Below are 21,662 nucleotides of genomic sequence, written 5' to 3'. Positions count from 1 at the left end.
CTTACGCGCTCTTTTTATTGCCTGGCTTTTATCTAAACTGTTTAGCTGCAGATTTATTATTGACGAATAGTAATATACATCCTGCCAGCAAGACCAGATCCTTCACGATAAACTGACCACTTCCGGTCAATAGAGGAACACCTTGGCTCATCTCATAGGCGGGTAAGGTCTGTGTCGCCAGAAATGTCAATGCCGCGACCGCTAAGCCCAATGTCCTGTCCCAGGCATATTTACCACCGATAATAAGACCAAAGACCGCGAGCAACTCAACCACTCCGATAAAGTATGAGCCATGAAGTACACTAAAAAGATCGTAAATCCAGCTGAAGAATGGGCTCGTTGCCATCAACCTCTCGATACCATCGGCTTCGAACTGAGTAAACTTCATGCCGCCAATCCACAACATCACCAATACCACTCCGGCCCAGATAACCTTAAGTGAGAAGTGATTTAACTTTTGATGACCGGCGTAATGAGAGGCAATAAAAGCACAGACGCCGACGATGGCCAGATACTTAATCAATCCCTGTCCGGCACCGATAGCCGGGAAACCACCCAGACTATCGAGCCAAACCGGATGGGTGAATAACATCAGCATAAGTATCAAGGCCATTAGCGAATGGAGATAGAGGACTGCATGACTTAATTTATGCTTAGGAAAGATTAATGCAGCGACCACTATGAGCGGCATGACGCCTAACAAAGCCGATAGCCAAGGGAAATCAGGCAAGTCTATGGCCGCGAGTTGTTTAGAAAAATAGCCGACATCTAAGGCCGTAAATCGATTCATTGCTGTCGTCAGTAGGAAGAGCCCCAGTAACACGCGTGCAACGGCTAACGCAGGTATAGATTTAATCTCAAACATTTCAATCTCCAATTCAGATGCAGCAATAGACCCTTAAATCGGAATCGCTATTTCATCTAAACTGAATAAATTATCTAGCTAACACTATTTTGGATCACTTCGACCGGAACGGCTCCCTATGGCGTAGCGACCGTGCTATTAGTATTACTCCTTAGCTATCGGAGACTGGAGTGTTCAAGATTTTTTAGTCTGTTTCTCGCTATCTCACTGAGTATGTGTACCACACTCGGACTCAACCATTTCCTTAAGCCTTTCTTCAACGAGGCCCGCCCTAATGCGGTCTGGCTAGATCAACATTGGCAACACGAGATAGGATTTTCCTTTCCATCTGGTCGATTTCAACCAGACGAGTGCCGCAGAAGAGAAAAGCAAATCTAAAGTTGCATACGCAATATTCTTGCGTATCTCACGGCACAAACAAATTCGCAGTAATATTATTTCACAAAAACCAATAAAATCGAATGAAATCACCAAGTATTGAACTACTGGCAGAATATACAATCAAAAATGATAAACTTATTGATATAAACCTCTATTGACCCGCTAAAATAAAAGACTATGATGCGCCCTCATCAAAAAGTGAGAGATAAGCATGAGTTCCACAGACAGCAAGCATTTCAGCTCAAGACTAGGCTTCATCATGGGCAACATAGCAACGGGCCCGATAAGCCGCTCCTGATTGGCTTCATATCTATCGTTACCGCAACCCTTATCTGCACCTTCTACACCATATTATCCGGCTGGTTTGTCAGCTTCGCTCTAGCACCAATAGCGGAGATATTCGGCTTCTCACAAATCTGGGATGGCGACGTGCTCGTCGGAGCTCTGGGACAGACATTCTTCTCATTGACCATAGGCCTAGCTTTATAGGGCTAAGGATATCAAGTGTAATTATGAGCTGTAAAAATATTTCCACATGATTATTAAAGTCTGTAAACTCATAATGATAGCTGATACAGGTCAGCTATCATTCTCTTATCAATGACTAACAAGAGATAATACCTCAATTAATTTCACTCAGCTTTAGGGAAGAAACTAAGTGAAAGAAAAACGTACCCAGCTCATCACAATGGTCACCATAATTGTGGCTATTGTATTTTATTTTTTATGGCCTACCCCTCAAAAAATGCCGGCTCAGCCTAGTGTGATCGATATTGATACTGTGGCCAACACAGTTAATGCATCAGAAGAGATGGATACTCATGCTACCAACCTATCCATCACCAGTTATCAGCAGTGCAAGCAGCTCATTGAAAAAAACCATGCTAAATCGAATAACTTTGGTCGCTCCCAAGATTGGAGTAAATACCTCAATGACGGATACTCGATTGATGACATCACATCGGCAATTGACCACTTCTCAAACTCGAATTTCGCCGCCAGCTGGCGCGCTAAACAATTAAAACAACATTCAAAATTTGATCTTAAAAATGCAAGCCTTATGGAAAAGTTAATCAATGCGCTTCCTGACCTACCTGAATATTTCAAGATAACAACACGAGTACCCACACCAGCCTTAGAAAACATTGCCAATTTGACTGATAAAGCTGCATTACAGCTTATAGCAACAACAGAGTTAAGCATCGACGATGTCGCGTGGTTAATAACACAAGAAGGGATACCTCAAAAAGTATTAATTAGATCGATAAAAAAATTAGATGATGTGAGCCAACTACTTGGCTCTGGGAGTAATCGCAGAGAAAAGCTGTTATTGATTGATGTCGCGGCTTTTCACGGGCAAGACAAAGTTGTCGCCGAGCTGTTGCAACAAAACAGCGATATATCTAACGATGCTTATCTTGGTTCAACCATGGAGTATGCTTTAGCCAAGCTGAATTATGTACTAGGAAAAGGCATCGAGCATGATGCTGTTATCAGTCAGATGAACATTGTTGAGCAACTACAAGGCCTAAATGCACCCGCCTTCTTCGATACACAAACGGATAAAGTGGACTCAAGACTAATGCTTGATGGCCAAATTCAAACCGGCGTTTAAAAGATAACATAAAAAAGGACGCATATGCGCCCTCAGTTTTTCTTAGTCTCTGTTACCTAAGAAGAGCTTATAAGCCGGACTCTGGGTCTCTTCATGATAGACGAAGCCCAGCTCGGTTAAGAACTGCTGAAATGCCAGGTTATCGGACTCGGGAACCTCGAAGCCAGCCAAGACGCGACCGAAGGCGGCGCCATGGTTGCGATAATGAAACAGGCTGATATTCCACTTACTCTGCAGGGTCGTCAGAAACTTAAACAGGGCGCCGGGATGCTCGGGAAACTCGAAGCTGAACAGGCGCTCATCGAGCTTCTCCGGCGGATGGCCGCCCACCATATAGCGCACATGTAATTTCGCCGTCTCATCATGGGAGAGATCTTGCACCTCGAAGCCATCATCCTCCAATCTTGCAATGATCTTATCCAGCTCGCTCTGGCCTTCGGTTAGACGGATCCCGGCGAAAACTACCGCCTTATCCCGACTACTGAAGCGATAATTAAACTCAGTCATCACACGCTTGTCTAGCAACTCACAGAAGCGCAGGAAGACACCCGGACGTTCGGGGACTTTAACCGCCAAAACGGCCTCTTTTTTCTCCCCAAGCTCACAGCGCTCGGAGATATATCTCAGGCTATGAAAGTTCACATTAGCGCCACTGAGAATGGCGGCCACCTTCTCGCCTTTACCCGCATCACCCATATACTTCTTCAAGCCCGCCAGTGCCAGGGCTCCGGCTGGCTCGGCTATGGCGCGAGTATCTTCGAAGATATCTTTCACCGCGGCGCAGATCTCATCCGAGCTAACGGTGATCACATCATCGACATATTCCCGGGCAAGCCTGAATGGCTCGGCGCCAATCTGTTTAACCGCGACGCCATCGGCAAACAAGCCGACCTGAGGTAAAATAACCCGCTCATCGGCCGCTAATGCCGCCTTTAAACAGGCAGAATCTTCCGGCTCGACGCCGATAATTTTAACCTCAGGCATCACAGCCTTATAAAACGCGGCAATGCCGGCGATCAGGCCGCCACCGCCCACGGGAACAAAGACTATTTCTAAGTCCCTCTGTTGCTGCAGCATCTCCTGGGCTATGGTGCCTTGCCCAGCAATCACAGCCTCATCATCGAATGGCGCCACGTAGACGCGACCATCTGCAGCCGCAAGTTCCTGAGCGTAGGTATTAGCCTGATCGAACCCCTGACCGTGAAGTACCACCTCACCGCCGAGACGCCTGACCGCATCGACCTTGATATCCGGAGTCGTTTCCGGCATCACGATCACCGCGCTGATACCAAGCGCAGCAGCCGACATGGCCACACCCTGAGCATGATTGCCCGCAGAGGCACACACCACACCACGGTGACACTCATCGGCTGTGAGTTGGGATATCTTGTTATAGGCACCACGCAGCTTGAAGGAGTGCACGGGTTGCATATCTTCGCGCTTGAGGAACACCTGACAGCCCAGGCGGGCCGACAGCTTATTCAAACTAGAGAGTGGCGTGACTTTGGCCACATCATAGACAGAAGACAATAAGATCTTCTGCAGATAATAGTGGGCCAGATCTAACTTAGATTTTGAGGCTAATGCCAACATATTAATCCTCCAACATGGTGACATCTCTCACCGCGCCTTTATCGGCACTGGTCGCGAGCAAGGCATAGGCCTTGAGTGCCAGAGAAACGGAGCGTTGACGATCCACAGGTTTCCAGGCTTGCTTACCACGCCCTTCCATTGCAGTGCGACGAGCCGCTAATTCACTGTCGCTGATGGCGAGTTTGATCGAGCGCGCCGGAATATCGATCTCGATTCTGTCACCGGTCTCAACCAGAGCTATGGTGCCACCAGCCGCCGCTTCTGGCGAAACATGGCCGATAGACAGACCGGAAGTACCACCAGAGAAACGACCATCTGTGATAAGCGCACAAGCCTTACCCAGCCCCCGAGACTTAAGGTAACTGGTCGGATAAAGCATCTCCTGCATCCCCGGACCACCTTTAGGGCCTTCGTAGCGAATGACCACCACATCACCGGCAACCACTTTACCGCCCAAGATAGCGGCAACGGCATCATCCTGACTCTCGAACACACGGGCCGAGCCGACGAAAGTATAATTATCTTCATCTACGCCCGCAGTTTTGACGATACAACCATCGATGGCTATGTTACCGGAAAGCACCGCTAGGCCGCCTTCCTGACTAAAAGCAAATTCACGCTTACGGATACAACCGCCTTCACGATCATCATCGACACTATCCCAGCGACAATCTTGGCTGAAGGCTCGAGTGGTTGGGATGCCCGCAGGTCCCGCCGTGAAGAACTTATGTACCGCCTCATCTTTACTCTGGGCGATGTCCCATTTGGCCAGTACCTCTTTCAAGTTTGTACCTGCCACATGGTAGGCATCGTTATGAATGAGACCGGCTCGGTCGAGCTCGCCTAGAATTCCCATCACGCCACCGGCGCGATGCAAGTCTTCCATATGATACTCGGGACTCGCAGGCGCCATCTTACACAGATGAGGCACCAGGCGGGACAGCCTGTCGATATCGGCCATGGTGAAATCAACTTTTGCCTCATGAGCCGAGGCTAACAGGTGCAATACCGTGTTGCTAGATCCGCCCATGGCGATATCTAGGGTCATGGCATTTTCGAACGCATTAAAGTTAGCGATATTACGTGGCAATGCAGACTCATCGTCATGCTTGTAGTAACGGGTGGCTAGGTCCATGATGCGGCGACCCGCCTCTAAGAAGAGCTCGCGTCTGTCGGCGTGAGTGGCCAACATAGAGCCATTACCCGGCAGAGACAGACCTAAGGCTTCGGTCAAACAATTCATCGAGTTAGCGGTAAACATGCCGGAACATGAACCACAGGTAGGACAGGCGCTGCGCTCAATCTTATCGCTGTCTTCGTCCGATATGCGATCGTCCGCACCCGCCACCATGGCATCCACCAGATCCAGCTTGATGATGTTACCCGAAAGCTTAGTCTTACCCGCTTCCATTGGGCCACCGGAGACGAAAATCACCGGAATATTGAGGCGAAGAGCCGCCATCAGCATACCTGGGGTGATCTTGTCACAATTTGAGATACACACCAAGGCATCGGCGCAGTGAGCATTGACCATATACTCGACGCTGTCGGCAATAAGTTCACGAGAAGGCAGACTATAGAGCATGCCGCCATGCCCCATGGCGATACCGTCATCTACCGCGATGGTATTAAACTCTTTGGCGATACCACCCGCGGCTTCGATGGCGCCAGCCACTAACGAGCCCATATCTTTGAGGTGCACATGACCGGGAACAAATTGAGTGAATGAGTTGGAAATCGCAATAATTGGCTTACCAAAATCACTATCTTTGACGCCGGTGGCACGCCATAGGGCGCGAGCTCCGGCCATGTTACGACCTTCGGTACTGGTAGCTGAACGTAATTTAGGCATTGCGATTGTCCTTATTGAGAAGGTTCTGGGTGCTAGTTCCTAGTGCCTAGGAGCCCTCTGCTGTTACCTTTCTAGTTAATTCTTAAACCTAAGAATGAATGCATCTTAAGTGTCTTTATTCTTTGTCTTTCCTAGGACCTAGGTTCTAAAACCTAGGGTCTTCTTTTAAAGCACTTCTAACCAACCCCACTTGTCTTCGGTCTCACCGCTGAACAGGCCGAAGAAGCTTTCCTGTAGCGACTGAGTGATGGGGCCACGCTTACCGGCGCCGACATCGATTCTGTCGACGCTACGCACAGGCACTATTTCAGCCGCGGTGCCAGTCATAAACATCTCATCGGCGAGATAGAGAAACTCACGAGACATGGCCTCTTCGACCACTTCATAACCTTTCTCTCGAGCCAGGATGATGATGCTATCTCGGGTCAGGCCCATAAGGATGGCCGACGTCGAAGGCGGTGTATAGATTTTTCCTTTCTTGACCACGAACAGGTTAGCACCAGCACCTTCGCTGACCAGACCATTCACATCTAGGGCTATGCCCTCATCGAAGCCGTTACGCTTGGCTTCGGTGGAGATCTGAATCGATGACAAGTAGTTACCACCGGCCTTAGCGCCGGTAGGTATGGTATTGGGTGCGAGACGATTCCATGAGCTCACAGCCACATCAACACCAGCTTCCAGACTGTCTTCACCTAGATAGGCGCCCCAGGGGAAGGCCGCAACCATGACATCACACACGGCATCTTTAGGTGGGGTTATCCCCATGCCTACATCACCATAAAAAGCCAAAGGACGAATGTAGGCACTCTTGAGACCATTCTTCTGCACGCTGTCACGACAGGCCAACATAAGCTCATCATGTGTATAGGGAATTGGCATACGGTAGATCTTAGCCGAATCGAACAGACGCTGAATATGATCGGTAAGGCGGAATCCCGCCGGGCCTAGGTGGGTATCATAGACACGGATCCCTTCGAAGACAGAAGAGCCATAATGTAAACCATGAGACATCACATGCACCTTGGCATCAGCCCAAGGCATTATCTCACCATTGAACCATATAAACTCTACTCGCTTCGTGGCCATCTCTATTTCCTCACTCTCTGTCAATATTCACTGCAACAGGCGTTAACTGTTTACTTTGCTATTATCGCTAATCTAGAAGCCTTAAGCCTGTACCCGGCAATCAATCACATCGAAAAGCTTATCGAGCTGATTAGTCAGCAGCTCGATGGCCCGCTCACTCTCGACATGCATAGCGAGTCGAACACCTTGATCACCTTCTAACTGCATCTCCATCTTGGTCACTTTAAAGCCGCGATGGCGCACCACTCTCAATACACGCTCCAACACTTCAGGCTGCTGCACTAAGGTTAAGCTCAATTGATAACTCATCTCTACTCCCTATCCACTGGTTCATACCTGCGTTGTGCTTTAAGTCTGTTTATCCATCTCTTCCATCATGTCTCTGTTACTGGCCCCCGGTGGGACTAAAGGCCAAACATTGTGAGCATCATCAATTCTCACATGCAGCAGATATGGGCCTTCGCAGCTAATTAAATGATCTAACGCTTCTTCTACTTGATCTGTGGTGGTGATGGTGCGGCCGGGTATATCGAATGCCGATGCCAAGGTGACAAAGTCTGGGTTATCGGAAAGATCAGTCTCGCTGTAACGCTCCTCGAAGAAGAGCTGCTGCCACTGCTTCACCATGCCCAGTTTCTGGTTGTCTATCAGCAAGATTTTAACCGCCAACTTACGGCGTTTGATGGTAGTCAGTTCCTGCACATTCATCATAAACGAGCCATCGCCGGAGACGACCACTACGGTCGCATCGGGACGGGACACCTTAGCGCCGATGCCGGCAGGAAGACCGAAGCCCATAGTACCCAGACCCGAGCTCGACAGGTGATCTTCAGGATTACGGAACCACATATGCTGCGCCACCCACATCTGGTGCTGGCCAACATCGCAAGTCACCACGCTATCTTCCGGCAATTTATCGGCTAAGCGCTTCAACATGGCGGGGGCGAATATTAGCTCACCGGGGCGATCGTATTTCCACTTATGCTCGGCTTTCAGTTGCTCAACCTCTTCGCACCAGGGAGCAATAGCCAACTCGGTCGTCAATGCGGGCAACACCTGACGTAGATCGCCGGCGATGGCCACTTCCGGCAGGCGTAGCTTACCGAGCTCCGCCGCATCGATATCTAAATGAATCACCTTGGCATGCTCGGCAAAGGACGCTAAACGACCGGTAACCCGATCATCGAAACGAGCGCCGACCACGATTAACAGGTCACACTCCTGGACGGCAATATTGGCCGCCTTGGAGCCATGCATGCCTAACATGCCCAGATAACCCGACGTGTCTTTTTCTATGGTACCCAGGCCTTTTAAGGTTGCTACCGAGGGCACACCCGTTGCCTGGATAAATGCACGCAATTGAGGAACCGCTCTTGCCATACCTACGCCGCCTCCTACATAGAGCATAGGTTTATTGGCTTGCTTGAGCAGAATCAATGCATCATCGAGCTTGCTGGGATCAGCTTGAGGCTGAGGGTACTTCTCCTGAATGGGAGTAGAGTACTCGAACATAGCGATTTGGATATCTTTAGGAATATCCACCAGCACAGGACCCGGACGCCCCGAAGCCGCAATCTCGAACGCCTTATACAGGGTGGGGACTAGCTGCTCTATTTCGGTCACCATGAAACTGTGCTTAGTGCACGACAGCGACATACCTAAAACATCGATCTCCTGGAAGGCATCTGTGCCAATCACGGCGGTAGATACCTGGCCTGTGATGGCGACAACAGGAACCGAATCGAGCAAGGCATCGGCTAATGAGGTCACCAAATTGGTCGCTCCCGGACCCGATGTCGCGAAACACACTCCAGTCTTGCCTGTCGCGCGGGCATAACCTAAGGCTGCAAATGCGGCTCCCTGCTCATGACGACTCAGAAGGTGTTCCACTGGCGCACCGTAAAGCGCATCATAAATAGGCATGATGGCGCCGCCAGGATAACCAAAAATATTCGTCACCCCATGGTCGACTAACACCTTGATCACGGCATCGGCGCCGCGCATCATCTGCCCACTATCCGCTTGTCCTGCCTCAGAATTACCTTGCTGTGTCTGCCCTTGTTCCATCTGCATCTCTCACTCTGTGCCGAACCTTAGCGGTTCAGTATTTGTAGGGGAATACCATTCCATATAAGTATCTGGTCAATTCAGAGACTCTCAGTTTTTTCAATTCAAGGCGCATTGATGAGGAAATGGTTATTCCCTTTTAAGTCAATGCAACAACGAAGTGGAAACACTGAGAGCCTCACGCAGTGCGGGTTTCAAAGCCCTTTATGCTACGTTGAATGTTCTCGATATAGAATAACTATTAGCTTCCAACATTCGCCTTGCCTACAGTGCTTTGAACTCCCGCTGAATGATCAGATACTTACTCGGAATGGTATCAAGCCATTTTGCATCTTTCTTAGTCGGGCTTTAAACGAAAAACCCCCCGGTCCTTGCGGAGCGGGGGGTTAGTTGCAATCTTTACCTAATCAGGTTTATCGATGCGCCATGGGAGCCCCCCGCTGTGATCTAATAATCACCACGGTAACAATCTCAATAATGAGTAGGGCTGCCAAGTTTAACATGCTTTGACTGTTTCCTAATTAGTTTGCTTGAATTCGGTGTTTTCTCGATTAAGATCGCGAGACCATTAATCAATACCACAAAGCCAATAAAAAACACAACAAAAACCTTTTACCGAGAAGAAACACTTAGTTTCATTATTCAAACGATACGCCAAAAATGATCCTTTGATTTTTCGGTTAGCCTAGCCTCAATGTTGAAATTATCTTTTACTTCTCTTCGACGATTTGCTGCATAGCCGTCATATGACCACGTAGCTCGGCACCAATCTTCTCCACGCCAGTACCACGAATGGCGGCATTGACTTCGATCAGGCGTTGGTTATCGACACCATTACTGCTATCGCTTAGTCCGCGACCTAAGTACTCAGGAGACATGGCATTGACGAAGTCACGCAACATAGGCACTGCGGCGTGATTAAACAGGTAACATCCATACTCGGCGGTATCTGAGATAACCACGTTCATCTCGTAGAGACGCTTACGTGCAATGGTGTTAGCGATGAGTGGTGTTTCATGTAGCGACTCATAATAAGCCGACTCTGCGACTATGCCTGCAGACGTCATAGTATCGAACGCAAGCTCGACACCGGCCTTGATCATGGCGACAAGGAAGATACCCTTATCGAAATAGGTTTGCTCGTCGATATCTTCATCGCTAACGGGGGCATTTTCGAAGGCGGTTTCACCGGTTGCGGCGCGCCATTTAAGTAAGTTTGCATCATCGTTGGCCCAATCGAGCATCATGGTGCGAGAGAACTCACCCGCTATGATGTCATCCATGTGCTTCTCGAACAGAGGTGCAAGCATGACTTTAAGTTCTTCAGCCATATCGAATGCCTTGATCTTGGCTGGGTTAGACAGGCGATCCATCATGTTGGTGATGCCACCATGCTTTAGCGCTTCAGTGGTGGTCTCCCAACCTTGCTGAATAAGTTTAGCCGCATAGCCTGGCTCTACGCCATCGCTAACCATCTTCTCGTAACCTAAGATGGCGCCAGTTTGTAGCATGCCACAGAGAATGGTCTGTTCACCCATAAGATCAGACTTAACTTCGGCAATAAATGATGAGTGAAGCACACCCGCACGGTCGCCACCAATTGCGCTGGCATACGCCTTAGCGATATCAAAACCTTGAGACTTAGGATCATTCTCAGGGTGAACCGCAATCAGAGTCGGTACGCCGAAACCACGTTTATACTCTTCACGTACCTCGGTACCCGGACACTTAGGGGCAACCATGATGACGGTAATATCTTCACGAACCTGCATGCCCTCTTCCACGATATTAAAACCGTGAGAGTAGGAAAGTGTGGCTCCTTGCTTCATTAGTGGCATTACACTAGTCACGGCGTTAGTGTGCTGCTTATCCGGTGTCAGGTTAAGCACAAGATCGGCATCGGGAATAAGCTCTTCGATAGTGCCGACGCGGAAACCATTGCCGGTGGCCTTTTGATATGAAGCACGCTTCTCTTCGATCGCCTCGGCGCGAAGTGCATAAGCGATATTCAAGCCTGAGTCACGCATATTCAAACCTTGGTTGAGCCCCTGTGCACCACAACCCAGGATGACGATATTCCAACCCTTAATGAAATCGCAGCCTTGGCTAAACTCATTACTATCCATAAAACGGCACTGAGCCAGCTGTTCTAATTGTTGACGCAAGTTCAGAGAGTTAAAATAGTTAGCCATCTGATGTACCACCTTCTGGTCTGAAATATAGGGAAGTTGCTCGAAGCACTTAACTGTTTATGTGCAGGAGCGGTAATTGAGTTCACTATAGCCCATGATTATAATTGCTTAAAATGATATATTCGGAATACTACATTGCATTTTTTGCAACACTGATTAGCTCCGCCCCTGCATGCTGATAGGTAAAAATGGATATAAAAACAATCAAACTTTACCTGCACCTATCGGAAAGTCTGCATTTTTCCCGAACGGCTCAGGCCATGCATGTCAGTCCTTCTACCCTGAGTCGAGTCATGCAGAGGCTGGAAGATGAGGTGGGTGCCAAGCTTTTCCTCCGAGATAACCGCAGTGTTGCCCTGACCAGCGCCGGCGTCGAATATCGCCACTTCGCCGAGCAGACCTTAGATCACTGGAGCAAGCTCAAGACTAAGCTTGATCTTAAGCAAGATCTGCTCAGGGGCAGATTGAACCTCTATTGCTCGGTAACTGCAGCCTATAGCCATCTTCCCGGGCTACTCGATAGCTTCAGGCGCGAGCATCCCCTTGTTGAAATAACATTGACGACCGGTGATGCCGCCAATGCAGTGAGCGAAGTGAAAAATAACCGCGTCGATATCGCCATCGCTGCCCTGCCAGACCCTTTCCCCGACAACTTACACTTCGCCAAGATAGATGACATTCCCCTGGTCATCATAGCGCCAACATACCGCTGCCAGGTTCAGGAATTATTAACAGAGTCTTATATTCCCTGGGACCGTCTGCCCTTTATCGTGCCTGAACATGGGCCGGGGAGACGACGTATCGACAACTGGTTTAAGCAGCTGGGCCTCATTCCCAACATCTATGCTCAGGTCTCGGGACAAGAGGCAATAGCCTCTATGGTGGCATTGGGATGTGGGGTGAGTATCACACCTGAAATTGTGATTAATAACAGTCCAGTACGAGATAGAATTCAGATCATCCCGACCCCCATAGATATCCCACCCTTCGAGCTAGGTTGCTGTTGCAGAAATAATAAATTAGACGACCCGATAGTCGCGGCCTTTCTCAAAGTGATATAACTAAAATCACACACAAAGCAGACGATTAGAGAGAGGCACGACCAAGCTCACCATGATCCATTAATCGGCCTGCCCAATCGCAATCAATTTTATGAAGATATCGATAAGCTGATCGCCAACGAAGGTCAGATGCTCAATAATAGGTTATATGTTTTGTTCCATCGTCTTTGCCGGGCATATAGACTCGGGCTTACCGACGACTTTTGCTGGCACACCTACAACTGTAGTGTGGCAAGCCACATCGCTCAATACCACAGAGCCTGCGCCGATCTTGGCACCTTCGCCAACCTCGATATTACCCAATACTTTAGCACCGGCACCGATCATCACACCTGCACGGATCTTGGGATGACGATCACCCTGCTGATTTCCCGTACCACCTAATGTCACTCCTTGAAGCAGAGACACATTATTTTCAATAACCGCAGTCTCACCTATGACAATCCCCGTAGCGTGGTCAAACATGATGCCAGTGCCCATCTTACAGGCCGGATGAATATCGACACCGAATACTTCCGAGTTACGGCTCTGAATAAATTGCGCTAATTCGGTGCGGCCCTGACTCCAAAGACAATTCGCCAGGCGATGCACCTGAATAGCCTGGAACCCCTTGAGGTTCAAGATAACGGTCAGGTAACTCACCACCGCGGGATCGCGCTCCTTCACCGCCTTAATGTCTGTGGCCACATAGGTTAGCATCTGCTCGCAATGGATGAAGGCTTTATCGAACAGCTCACGGAAAGTAAAAGGCGATACCACTCCATCTGAGAGTTTATTGGCCACGATAAAGCTGAGCGCCGAACCCAGACAATCGTGATTGAGAATCGATGAATAAACATGACTGGCAAGCAAGGGCTCCTTACGAACCAAGTCTTCTGCTTCGACCCTAAGCTGTTCCCAAACTTCATAACGCATATGACGTAAACTCTTAAATAATGAACAAAGAAGATGTAAAAATGAAATATCTATAAAAAAATGCAGCAGCGTAAAGTCTAACCTAATCTATGAAGAAAACATCAAGCTATAAGAGTAAATCGCTATATGGCATAACAAACTGAAGTCAGTTAACACACACTTAGTCATTGATCCACACCCGAGTTAACCTGAGCCTGGAAATCATCGGGTTTACAAGCGCGTTCACTCTCTTGGATCTGACTCATCCGCCCATCTTTAGCAAAAATATTGTCGGAATATTGTTGGATATAATCGGCTAATACTTGAGGCTCAGATACATGCATATCGATAACATCGACTCGCTCGGTGAGTTGACCCATGCCGCCAAAATAACTCTGAGGCCTGATAAAGCTCAACTTGATATTGCTGCTATCACCATAGCCAAAATGCAGCCCTTCCTTGTCATCCTTTCTTGGGTAGCGGCCCAATGCCACACTTGCTATATCCTCAACTTTTATCGATATAAAGCCCCAGATACTATTGTTGATAACCAGCTTGTCTCGATGTCCATAGATAGAGAAATGACTTGAGATCCTATAATTAGCAGCCAGCATGATCACACCATAGCCAGTAATGCTCGACACGATAATGGCCAGTAACTCACTCCAGGGAGAGATAATCACATAAGCTAAGGCAGCCATGGCAAGGGTTGCCAGAGTCATCATCAACCAATGCCATCTGGCAGCTGAACGCAATTTTAAATTGGTGATACCGCTGACGTGATTTCGTGACAAATAAGGAATGGCGTAGTACCAGCTCGCAGGCTCCGACGCCAAGACTAATGCCAAAGAACGTTTCTTATCGTCTTCCTCTTGGAAAGTATCCAAGATGTGCACTCTGGGATCACCAGATAAGTTACGCGCCTGCCACAACGCCTTGATGATACTCACCATCAGATATAACTCGATAGCCAATAATATGGCAATTATCGGGTAACGCAGCCAGGCGATAAACTCGAAATAACTGGCTATTTCAGCCGGAAAGCTAAACCTTGCCATCAAGCTACTCAAGCTAAAAATGAGTAGCATCTTCCACAGCTTCTGCTTACCCACCTCGATGATGCAATACCAATAGATAATCGGCAGTATGAAGAAGTACAGCATTGAGAAGACCAATACATAGAGATGGCTATTTGCCCCATCAAGGTTTTCTGGAAGCAGCTGAAAACCCAATGTATAACTGATGATGGCACAGATAAGAAAAATCAGCCTGAACTTTATGCTAATTCTCATAGATCCCCCAGCGAATAGATGTTGTCACTATGTTACACAATATCTATTTCTAAGGGCATGTTTATAACGAAAATATACATTAGCTCGCGGTGGCAAGTGATATATTAGCAGTGGCTTTGAGCCGTTCAATTTTAATGATGCAAGGTGCATTGAGTTTGTAAGTCTGTTGCTGAAATTGATACTCACGCTCGAACCAATGAATATAGAGACGCAGATTCACATTATCATCGAAGTTATTACCACTATAAAAATCACGATAACAATGTGTATTTGGCAGGTAACCAGACTGATAGAGCTTTATGATTCTACCATCCAGGCTGATCTCACGATAATCTATGCCATGCTCCGCCATGTAGGGAAAGTGATACTATCCATAATGAAACTCACCATGGATAATCTCTATGCTCTTCCCTTGAGACAGCAATCTATCTAGCTGTAAGGCATTCAAGCGACTATGTATACATAGACTCACCATCCCGGCACTCGCCAGAATCACCAGACCCCAGGACAAAAATCCCTGGCGCTTAAAATGAGTCAAGATCAACCAAAAAAGGATAAGTGCGGCGACACCGATAGCCAAAATAAACTCGAAGAGTAGCCACTCTCCTGCTGCAAAAGCCGTACCTGAATAGGCCATGATTCCCTCCATACAACTAACTAATTCCATTTACTTTTTCTATAAAACTCACTCTAACCATGAGAGAGAGAACAAATAATAACCTAACATTGTAGTAAAATACCAAACGAATCACTGCAAACGAGATATGCGTCTACTTTCAACGGTAAAATAGAGTTAAGCCATCTAATACCAGTGAATGTAAGAATGATACAACCATATTCGTAAAAATGACTGCAGTCACACTAGATTAAGTATAGAGAAAGGAGCAGAAAAACAGGAGAAAGCTAAGGCTCAATATCTTGAAAAGTTTAGATAAGGTAATCGACACCTAAGGCAACAAACAGGACTAGACCTGCCCAGTTATTATTGAGAAACGCCTTGAAACAGGGAGCCCGCTCCCTGGCGAAAATAAGCTTCTGTTGATAGAGGCTAAAACCAACAAAAGTGATCACACCTAAACCATATACCAGGCCACGGTCTGCCGCCCAACCCGCCGTAATAAAACAGGCGAGCGCGGCGAGCTGAAACAAGCCAATGATCTGCCTATCATATTGACCAAATAGGATAGCCGTGGACTTGATACCAACTTTCAAATCATCTTCTCTGTCCACCATGGCATACATGGTGTCGTAGGCTACGGTCCAGCACCAGTTGGCGAAGAATAACCACCAGGCTTCGGCAGGAACACTGCCAGTTTGCGCCGCGTATGCCATAGGAATTGACCAACTCCATACCACACCGAGAAACATCTGCGGCATGTTGGTAAAGCGCTTAGTAAAGGGGTATATGACAGTCAATATGATGCCAACGACAGATAGCTGGACCACCAGAGGATTGAGCATCAAGACTAAGCCGAAGGCAAATAGCCCCATTACCGCAAATAATAGCAGCGCTTCTTTGCTGGATATCTCGCCACTGGCCAGGGGCCGGGACTTAGTCCTGTCTACGTGGGAGTCGAGCTCCCTATCGGCGTAATCGTTAATGATACAACCGCAAGCCCGCATCACCACCACACCTAAAATAAAGATCACCAGCACCTTAAGATCGGGCATGCCATCTGCGGCTAATATCAACGCCATCAGACACGGCCACAACAGCAATAAGGTCCCTATTGGGCGATCCATACGGGAAAGACGCATATAAACGTCTAACTTTCCCTTTAAAAAACTCATCATTCAGGCTCTCCCAATACTGCTCAAACGCTCAATTTAACGTTCTAAATCTAACCTTGTTAAGCATCATAAATGCCATTATGACCGACACATTCAAGGATTATACCGCTTATCAGCAAGTCTCCAGTCGAGCATAGGCAACAACCAGCCACTTACTGCCGACATCATAGAAATTGACTTGTACTCTGGCTTGGGAACCACTGCCCTCGGTATTCGTCACCTTTCCTTCACCGAACTTATGGTGCATCACCCCTTGGCCAACCTTAAAGCCCGAGTCATTCACCACTATGCTACGAGTAAGGGTACTAGTGCTTCTTCGGGGGGCGCTTACCTGAGTTTTAAGGCGGATCTCCACCACATGCTCAGTTGGGATCTCTTTGATGAAGCGTGATGGTCTGGAGATATTTTCCCTGCCATAGATTCGACGCGTCTCGGCATGCGTGATGTACAGCTTCTCCATGGCCCGGGTCATGCCTACATAACAGAGACGACGCTCTTCATCGAGTCTATCCCCCTCATCCATAGCCATCTGGCTGGGGAATAGTCCCTCTTCGACACCCGACATAAACACCACTGGAAACTCCAGGCCTTTAGCCGAATGCAATGTCATCAGCTGCACCGCATCGGTAAATGCATCCGCCTGCCCCTCTCCGGCCTCTAGCGCCGCATGAGATAGGAAAGCACTAAGCTCACCCATATCTTCTATCTCTTCGGGCATGATAAAGGTACGCGCAGCAGTCACGAGTTCATCGAGGTTTTCCACACGAGAACGCGCCTTTTCGCCTTTCTCTGCCTCATACATGGCCTTGAGGCCTGACTTGGCAATGATATGGTCGGTGGTACGATGCAGAGTCATCTCTTGAGTATCTTGCTGCATCTCTACGATGAGGTCCATGAAGCCACGTACAGCATTAGCCGCACGGCCACTGAGCAGCTTCTCTTCGATGGCGCGTAAGCAAGTTTGCCACAGGGTTAATTGCTGCTGCCTTGCGGTAGCACGTAAGATATCTAGTGTGCGCCCACCAATCCCGCGAGCAGGAGTATTGACCACTCGCTCGAAGGCCGCATCATCATCTTTATTATTGATGAGACGCAGATAACTCATGGCATCTTTGATCTCTTGGCGCTCGAAAAATCTCAGGCCACCATAGATACGATAGGCTAAGCCCTTGTGGAGCAAGGCTTCTTCTAATACTCGAGACTGAGCGTTAGAACGATACAGAATGGCGCAACCACTTAGGCCTCCGCCCATATCGTGCCAATCACTGATGCGTCCCACGATAAATCGCGCTTCATCCATCTCATTAAATGCACAGTATATTGAGATGGGCTCGCCGTCTTTATCTTGGGTCCACAATTTCTTGCCCAAGCGATCTGGGTTATTGGCGATCAATGCGTTAGAGGCTTTAAGGATATGACCGGTGGAACGATAGTTTTGCTCCAGACGTATGGTGGTAGCCTTGGGGAAATCCACCAGGAACTTGTGTAAATTCTCGACTTGAGCACCGCGCCAACCATAGATGGACTGATCGTCATCGCCGACAATCATCACATTGGCACCTTCGCCCGCCAGCACACGGATCCAGGCATACTGAATCGCGTTGGTATCCTGAAACTCGTCCACCAAAATATTCTTAAACCTGTCTTGATAATGTTTAAGTACATGGGGCTTGTTGAGCCATAACTCATGGGCACGTAATAGAATTTCGGCAAAGTCGACCAGACCGGATCTATCGCAGGACTCTTGATAAACTTGATAGATCTGCAATAGATTCTGCTCTATTGGGAAACCAGCCGCATCGATATGCTTTGGCCTTAATCCCTGATCTTTCTTGCCGTTGATGTAGCCCTGGGCTTGGCGAGGTGGATATTGCTTCTCATCTAAATGTAGGCTCTTAAGAATACGTTTGATTAGGCGTAACTGGTCATCTGAGTCGATGATCTGAAACGTCTGTGGCAAGTTAGCGTCTTTATAATGGGTTCTTAGCAGACGATGAGCTAAACCGTGGAAGGTCCCTATCCACATGCGGCCCATATTGCTACCACTGACCTTCTCCACTCGCTCGCGCATCTCTGCCGCCGCTTTATTGGTGAAGGTTACCGCTAAAATTGAATATGGACTCTGCTGTTCGACCTGCATCAGCCAGGCAATTCTGTGGGTCAATACCCGAGTCTTGCCACTGCCAGCCCCCGCCAATACCAACATGCTGGATTGGGGTGCCCCTACGACTGATCGCTGTTCATCATTCAGGCCGTCTAGTAAAGAAGATACGTCCATTCTTGCCTCCAAAAAATCGAGGAAGCAGTATAACAGGAGCAGGGGATGAGATCCTAGCAACGAGGCCCTAGGATCAAGGTTCTAGGGTCTAAAACCTTGTTTAGACCTTTTCTGCCGCCACCACTGATATCTCGACTAATAAAACATCGCGGGCCATCTTAGCCTCGACACAAGCACGAGCCGGTGCATGCCCCTCGGGAACCCAGGCATCCCATACCGCATTCATCTCGGCGAAGTACTGCATATCCTTGATATAAATTGTCGCAGAAAGAATATGCTCTCTATCACTTCCCGCCTGTTCAAGCAGAGCATCAACTTTTTCCAGCATGCTGGATGCCTGCTCAGTGATGCCTTGATTGGCGTCTTTACATACCTGACCACAGAGATAAATAGTGCCATTATGCTTAACGATACGACTCATGCGGGTAGCCGTTTCTAAACGTTCAATTGTCATTGAAATGCCTTAATAAGGGGAGTTAAAAAGAGGGCTATCTTACCGATAAGAACCTCAAGTATCGAGCATTGATAGCTAAAAATGAGACAGAGAAGCGGCAAGGTTCATCAGTAATTAATCGACCATCTTGGGCATGCATTACGTCATCACACCATAGAAGGCGCCGCGCTAACTCTCGATGAGCATCAATGAGCATCAATGAGCATCAATGAGCATCAATGAGCATCAATGGTGATTATGCACTCAGGACGGAACAATGAGTAAAAAAAAGACATACTCGAGTCGAGCACGTCTTTTTAATATGAGTTCAAACCATTAATAGCATCAGCTATAACAGCTAACTAGGCCTTGGGATTATCTTCCTTAAGGCCAATGCTGCCCATCCAATAATCGAAGTCCATCATATTGCCAGGTAGCACTATTTTACTAGCGCTATGACTCAAGCCATCGAGTTGCTTAAGGTATTGAGCCCCGAGTTGCATACGTACCACATTTTGCCCCCCTGGGGCGGAGATGACTTCTGCTATACGTTCGATAGATTCGGCGGTTGCGCGAGAAATAGTTAATATCTCCTCAGCTTTACCCTCTGCTTCATTGATGCGACGTTGCATCTCACCTTCAGAAAGGTTAATCATCTCAGCCTTGATACCCTCTGAGCGATTGATCTTACTCTGCTTATCACCCTCGCTCTTGGCGAGTAAGGCACGGCGTTCACGCTCGGCATTCACCTGCATCTCCATGGCTTTTTTTACCGTATCGGGTGGAGTGATATTTTTGATTTCATAACGATGGACTCTAATACCCCATGTAGCCCCCGCCTGGTCTAATACTTCGACCACCTTGGCGCTAATCACATCACGCTCTTCGAAGGTACGATCTAAGGCTAAAGTACCTATGACAGAACGCGTCGTCGTCTGGGCTAATTGAATGGCCGCATAACGATAATCTGTGATTCCGTAACTGGCTTTAACCGGATCTATCACCGAGATATAGATCACCCCATCGACCTCAACATTCACCTCATCGCTTGAGAAACACTCCTGTGGTGGTACATCTATGGTTTCCTCTTTTAGCTCATGGATATAAGTCACCTTATCGACGAAGGGGATCAAGGCATGGAAGCCTGCGTCCAAGGTAGAATGATATTTGCCTAAACGCTCGACGATAAAGGCCGATTTCGTTGGCACTAGGCGAATAGATTGAAATAATTTGATGACGAAGATGGCGAAGATAAGCCCCCAAATACCCAACACGATAAAATCTGTATTTATTCCTGTAATCATGAGCAAGCTCCTTTCACTGTATTAGTCTTTGCCGAAGAGGAGCTTATTGCATGTGTCACCTGCTCCATCCCCTCAAAAAAACCTTCCAACTTAGCCATTTCGGCTGGCACAACTGAGATATCAGCCTCCTGTAAAATCTTACCCAGCTGCCCGATAAACTGTTCTTTTAACTGCATATTCATTGCATCATTACCGCCATTCACGGCCAATGCCGTCGACAACATCTCCATACCTTCCGCTTTCGCCTTGGCGACGATGCTGATCTCCCTCGCCGTACCCTTAGCCTCGTTGATACGCTTCTGCTTCTGACCCTCGGAGACATTGATAGCTTCCTGCCTCTCACCTTCAGATAGGTTGATCATCGCCGCTTTTTCGGCATTGGCTAAGGTGATCTCGGCGCGCTTTCTTCGCTCTGCCTCCATCTGCTTCTCTAAAGTGTGAATAACGTGTCTCGAGGGAGTGATGTTCTTTATCTCATACCTAAGTACCTTGATCCCCCATGTGGCGGAGGCCTTATCTATCTCACGAACGATGGACTCGTTAAGGCTATCTCGCTCTGAAAACGTCTGACTCAAGTTCAATTTACCTATCTCAGAACGCATGGTTGTCTGGGCTAGATTAACCGCAGCAAGGCGGTAGTTTTCGATGCCGTAACTGGCAAGCTTGCCATCCATCACCTTGAGATAGACTAAACCATCGACCTCAAGCTGAGTGTTGTCTTTCGAGATACAGTTCTGGGGTGGCACATCTAAGACCTGCTCACGGATCTCATGCTTATATGCGACCCTGTCGAAGAAGGGGATCAGGAAATGAAAACCAGGTTGTAGTACGGCACGAAACTTTCCTAAACGCTCGATAACATTCACTTCGCGCATCGGGACAATTAACATTAACTTATAGAGCAGAAAAAAGATAAACAGTACAAATAGGGTAAACACAAACATAGATTTCATCC

19 protein-coding genes and 1 pseudogene are annotated in these 21,662 nt (G+C 48.0%); 4 read left to right on the top strand and 16 right to left on the bottom strand.

Annotated elements, in window-relative coordinates:
* Window positions 1-28 precede the first annotated feature (28 nt).
* Window positions 29-865, bottom strand: a complete 837-nt coding sequence (locus tag KT99_RS01175) for a DUF417 family protein (RefSeq protein WP_005496144.1) — start codon at window positions 863-865, stop codon at window positions 29-31.
* An 81-nt stretch (window positions 866-946) separates the two neighbouring features.
* Between KT99_RS01175 and KT99_RS22455 the strand changes: the two are divergent.
* The 3 genes and pseudogenes from KT99_RS22455 to KT99_RS01165 form a co-directional block, all read left to right on the top strand.
* Window positions 947-1,198, top strand: a pseudogene (locus tag KT99_RS22455) (phosphatase PAP2 family protein); the annotation flags it as partial.
* A 225-nt stretch (window positions 1,199-1,423) separates the two neighbouring features.
* Entirely contained in the window at window positions 1,424-1,735 is a 312-nt protein-coding gene (locus tag KT99_RS01170) for a hypothetical protein (RefSeq protein ID WP_005496142.1), read from the top strand.
* Window positions 1,736-1,904: 169 nt separating this feature from the next.
* Window positions 1,905-2,861 (top strand): hypothetical protein, encoded by a 957-nt coding sequence (locus tag KT99_RS01165; RefSeq protein WP_005496140.1) that lies wholly within the window; start codon window positions 1,905-1,907, stop codon window positions 2,859-2,861.
* A gap of 42 nt (window positions 2,862-2,903) precedes the next feature.
* Here the strand turns inward: KT99_RS01165 and ilvA are convergent, their stop codons facing one another.
* The 6 genes from ilvA to ilvC form a co-directional block, all read right to left on the bottom strand.
* Window positions 2,904-4,454: a threonine ammonia-lyase, biosynthetic gene (ilvA, locus tag KT99_RS01160; protein ID WP_005496139.1), complete on the bottom strand. Its 1,551-nt coding sequence runs from the start codon at window positions 4,452-4,454 to the stop codon at window positions 2,904-2,906.
* Window position 4,455: 1 nt separating this feature from the next.
* Entirely contained in the window at window positions 4,456-6,306 is a 1,851-nt protein-coding gene (gene ilvD, locus KT99_RS01155; protein ID WP_005496137.1) for a dihydroxy-acid dehydratase, read from the bottom strand.
* Between the two features lie 165 nt (window positions 6,307-6,471).
* Window positions 6,472-7,395, bottom strand: coding sequence for a branched-chain amino acid transaminase (locus KT99_RS01150; protein WP_005496136.1), 924 nt, complete (start codon window positions 7,393-7,395; stop codon window positions 6,472-6,474).
* A gap of 81 nt (window positions 7,396-7,476) precedes the next feature.
* Entirely contained in the window at window positions 7,477-7,704 is a 228-nt protein-coding gene (gene ilvM, locus KT99_RS01145) for an acetolactate synthase 2 small subunit (protein WP_005496135.1), read from the bottom strand.
* Between the two features lie 39 nt (window positions 7,705-7,743).
* A complete protein-coding gene (gene ilvG / locus KT99_RS01140) occupies window positions 7,744-9,399 on the bottom strand; it encodes an acetolactate synthase 2 catalytic subunit (RefSeq protein ID WP_005496134.1) in 1,656 nt (551 codons plus the stop codon).
* Window positions 9,400-10,172: 773 nt separating this feature from the next.
* A complete protein-coding gene (ilvC, locus tag KT99_RS01135) occupies window positions 10,173-11,654 on the bottom strand; it encodes a ketol-acid reductoisomerase (RefSeq protein ID WP_005496133.1) in 1,482 nt (493 codons plus the stop codon).
* Window positions 11,655-11,842: 188 nt separating this feature from the next.
* On the opposite strand from ilvC, the gene ilvY reads away from it, so the two are divergent.
* Complete coding sequence (gene ilvY / locus KT99_RS01130; RefSeq protein WP_005496131.1) at window positions 11,843-12,715, top strand: HTH-type transcriptional activator IlvY; 873 nt, start codon at window positions 11,843-11,845, stop codon at window positions 12,713-12,715.
* Window positions 12,716-12,859: 144 nt separating this feature from the next.
* On the opposite strand, the gene cysE is transcribed toward ilvY, so the two are convergent.
* The 9 genes from cysE to KT99_RS01090 all read right to left on the bottom strand — a co-directional run bounded on the left by cysE (window position 12,860) and on the right by KT99_RS01090 (window position 21,651).
* Window positions 12,860-13,630, bottom strand: coding sequence for a serine O-acetyltransferase (gene cysE, locus KT99_RS23165; RefSeq protein WP_005496129.1), 771 nt, complete (start codon window positions 13,628-13,630; stop codon window positions 12,860-12,862).
* A 164-nt stretch (window positions 13,631-13,794) separates the two neighbouring features.
* A complete protein-coding gene (locus tag KT99_RS01120) occupies window positions 13,795-14,901 on the bottom strand; it encodes a hypothetical protein (protein WP_005496128.1) in 1,107 nt (368 codons plus the stop codon).
* 79 nt (window positions 14,902-14,980) lie between these two features.
* On the bottom strand, window positions 14,981-15,253 hold the full coding sequence (locus KT99_RS19935; RefSeq protein ID WP_005496126.1) for a hypothetical protein: 273 nt from the start codon (window positions 15,251-15,253) through the stop codon (window positions 14,981-14,983).
* Between the two features lie 15 nt (window positions 15,254-15,268).
* A complete protein-coding gene (locus KT99_RS19930) occupies window positions 15,269-15,538 on the bottom strand; it encodes a hypothetical protein (protein WP_050774295.1) in 270 nt (89 codons plus the stop codon).
* Window positions 15,539-15,828: 290 nt separating this feature from the next.
* The gene (gene ubiA / locus KT99_RS01110; protein WP_040571466.1) at window positions 15,829-16,692 is read right to left on the bottom strand and encodes a 4-hydroxybenzoate octaprenyltransferase; all 864 of its coding nucleotides are present in this window, start codon (window positions 16,690-16,692) and stop codon (window positions 15,829-15,831) included.
* A gap of 112 nt (window positions 16,693-16,804) precedes the next feature.
* Window positions 16,805-18,970 (bottom strand): DNA helicase II, encoded by a 2,166-nt coding sequence (gene uvrD, locus KT99_RS01105; protein WP_005496121.1) that lies wholly within the window; start codon window positions 18,968-18,970, stop codon window positions 16,805-16,807.
* Between the two features lie 100 nt (window positions 18,971-19,070).
* Window positions 19,071-19,424: a RidA family protein gene (locus KT99_RS01100; protein WP_005496119.1), complete on the bottom strand. Its 354-nt coding sequence runs from the start codon at window positions 19,422-19,424 to the stop codon at window positions 19,071-19,073.
* 341 nt (window positions 19,425-19,765) lie between these two features.
* Complete coding sequence (locus KT99_RS01095; RefSeq protein WP_005496117.1) at window positions 19,766-20,707, bottom strand: SPFH domain-containing protein; 942 nt, start codon at window positions 20,705-20,707, stop codon at window positions 19,766-19,768.
* Window positions 20,704-21,651, bottom strand: coding sequence for an SPFH domain-containing protein (locus tag KT99_RS01090; protein WP_040571454.1), 948 nt, complete (start codon window positions 21,649-21,651; stop codon window positions 20,704-20,706). Before KT99_RS01090 ends, KT99_RS01095 begins: the two co-directional genes overlap by 4 nt.
* Between the last annotated feature and the right edge of the window lie 11 nt (window positions 21,652-21,662).

Source organism: Shewanella benthica KT99 (genome assembly GCF_000172075.1).
Classification (GTDB): Bacteria; Pseudomonadota; Gammaproteobacteria; order Enterobacterales; family Shewanellaceae; genus Shewanella; species Shewanella benthica_A.
This window is presented reverse-complemented; position numbering and strand designations above follow the sequence as displayed.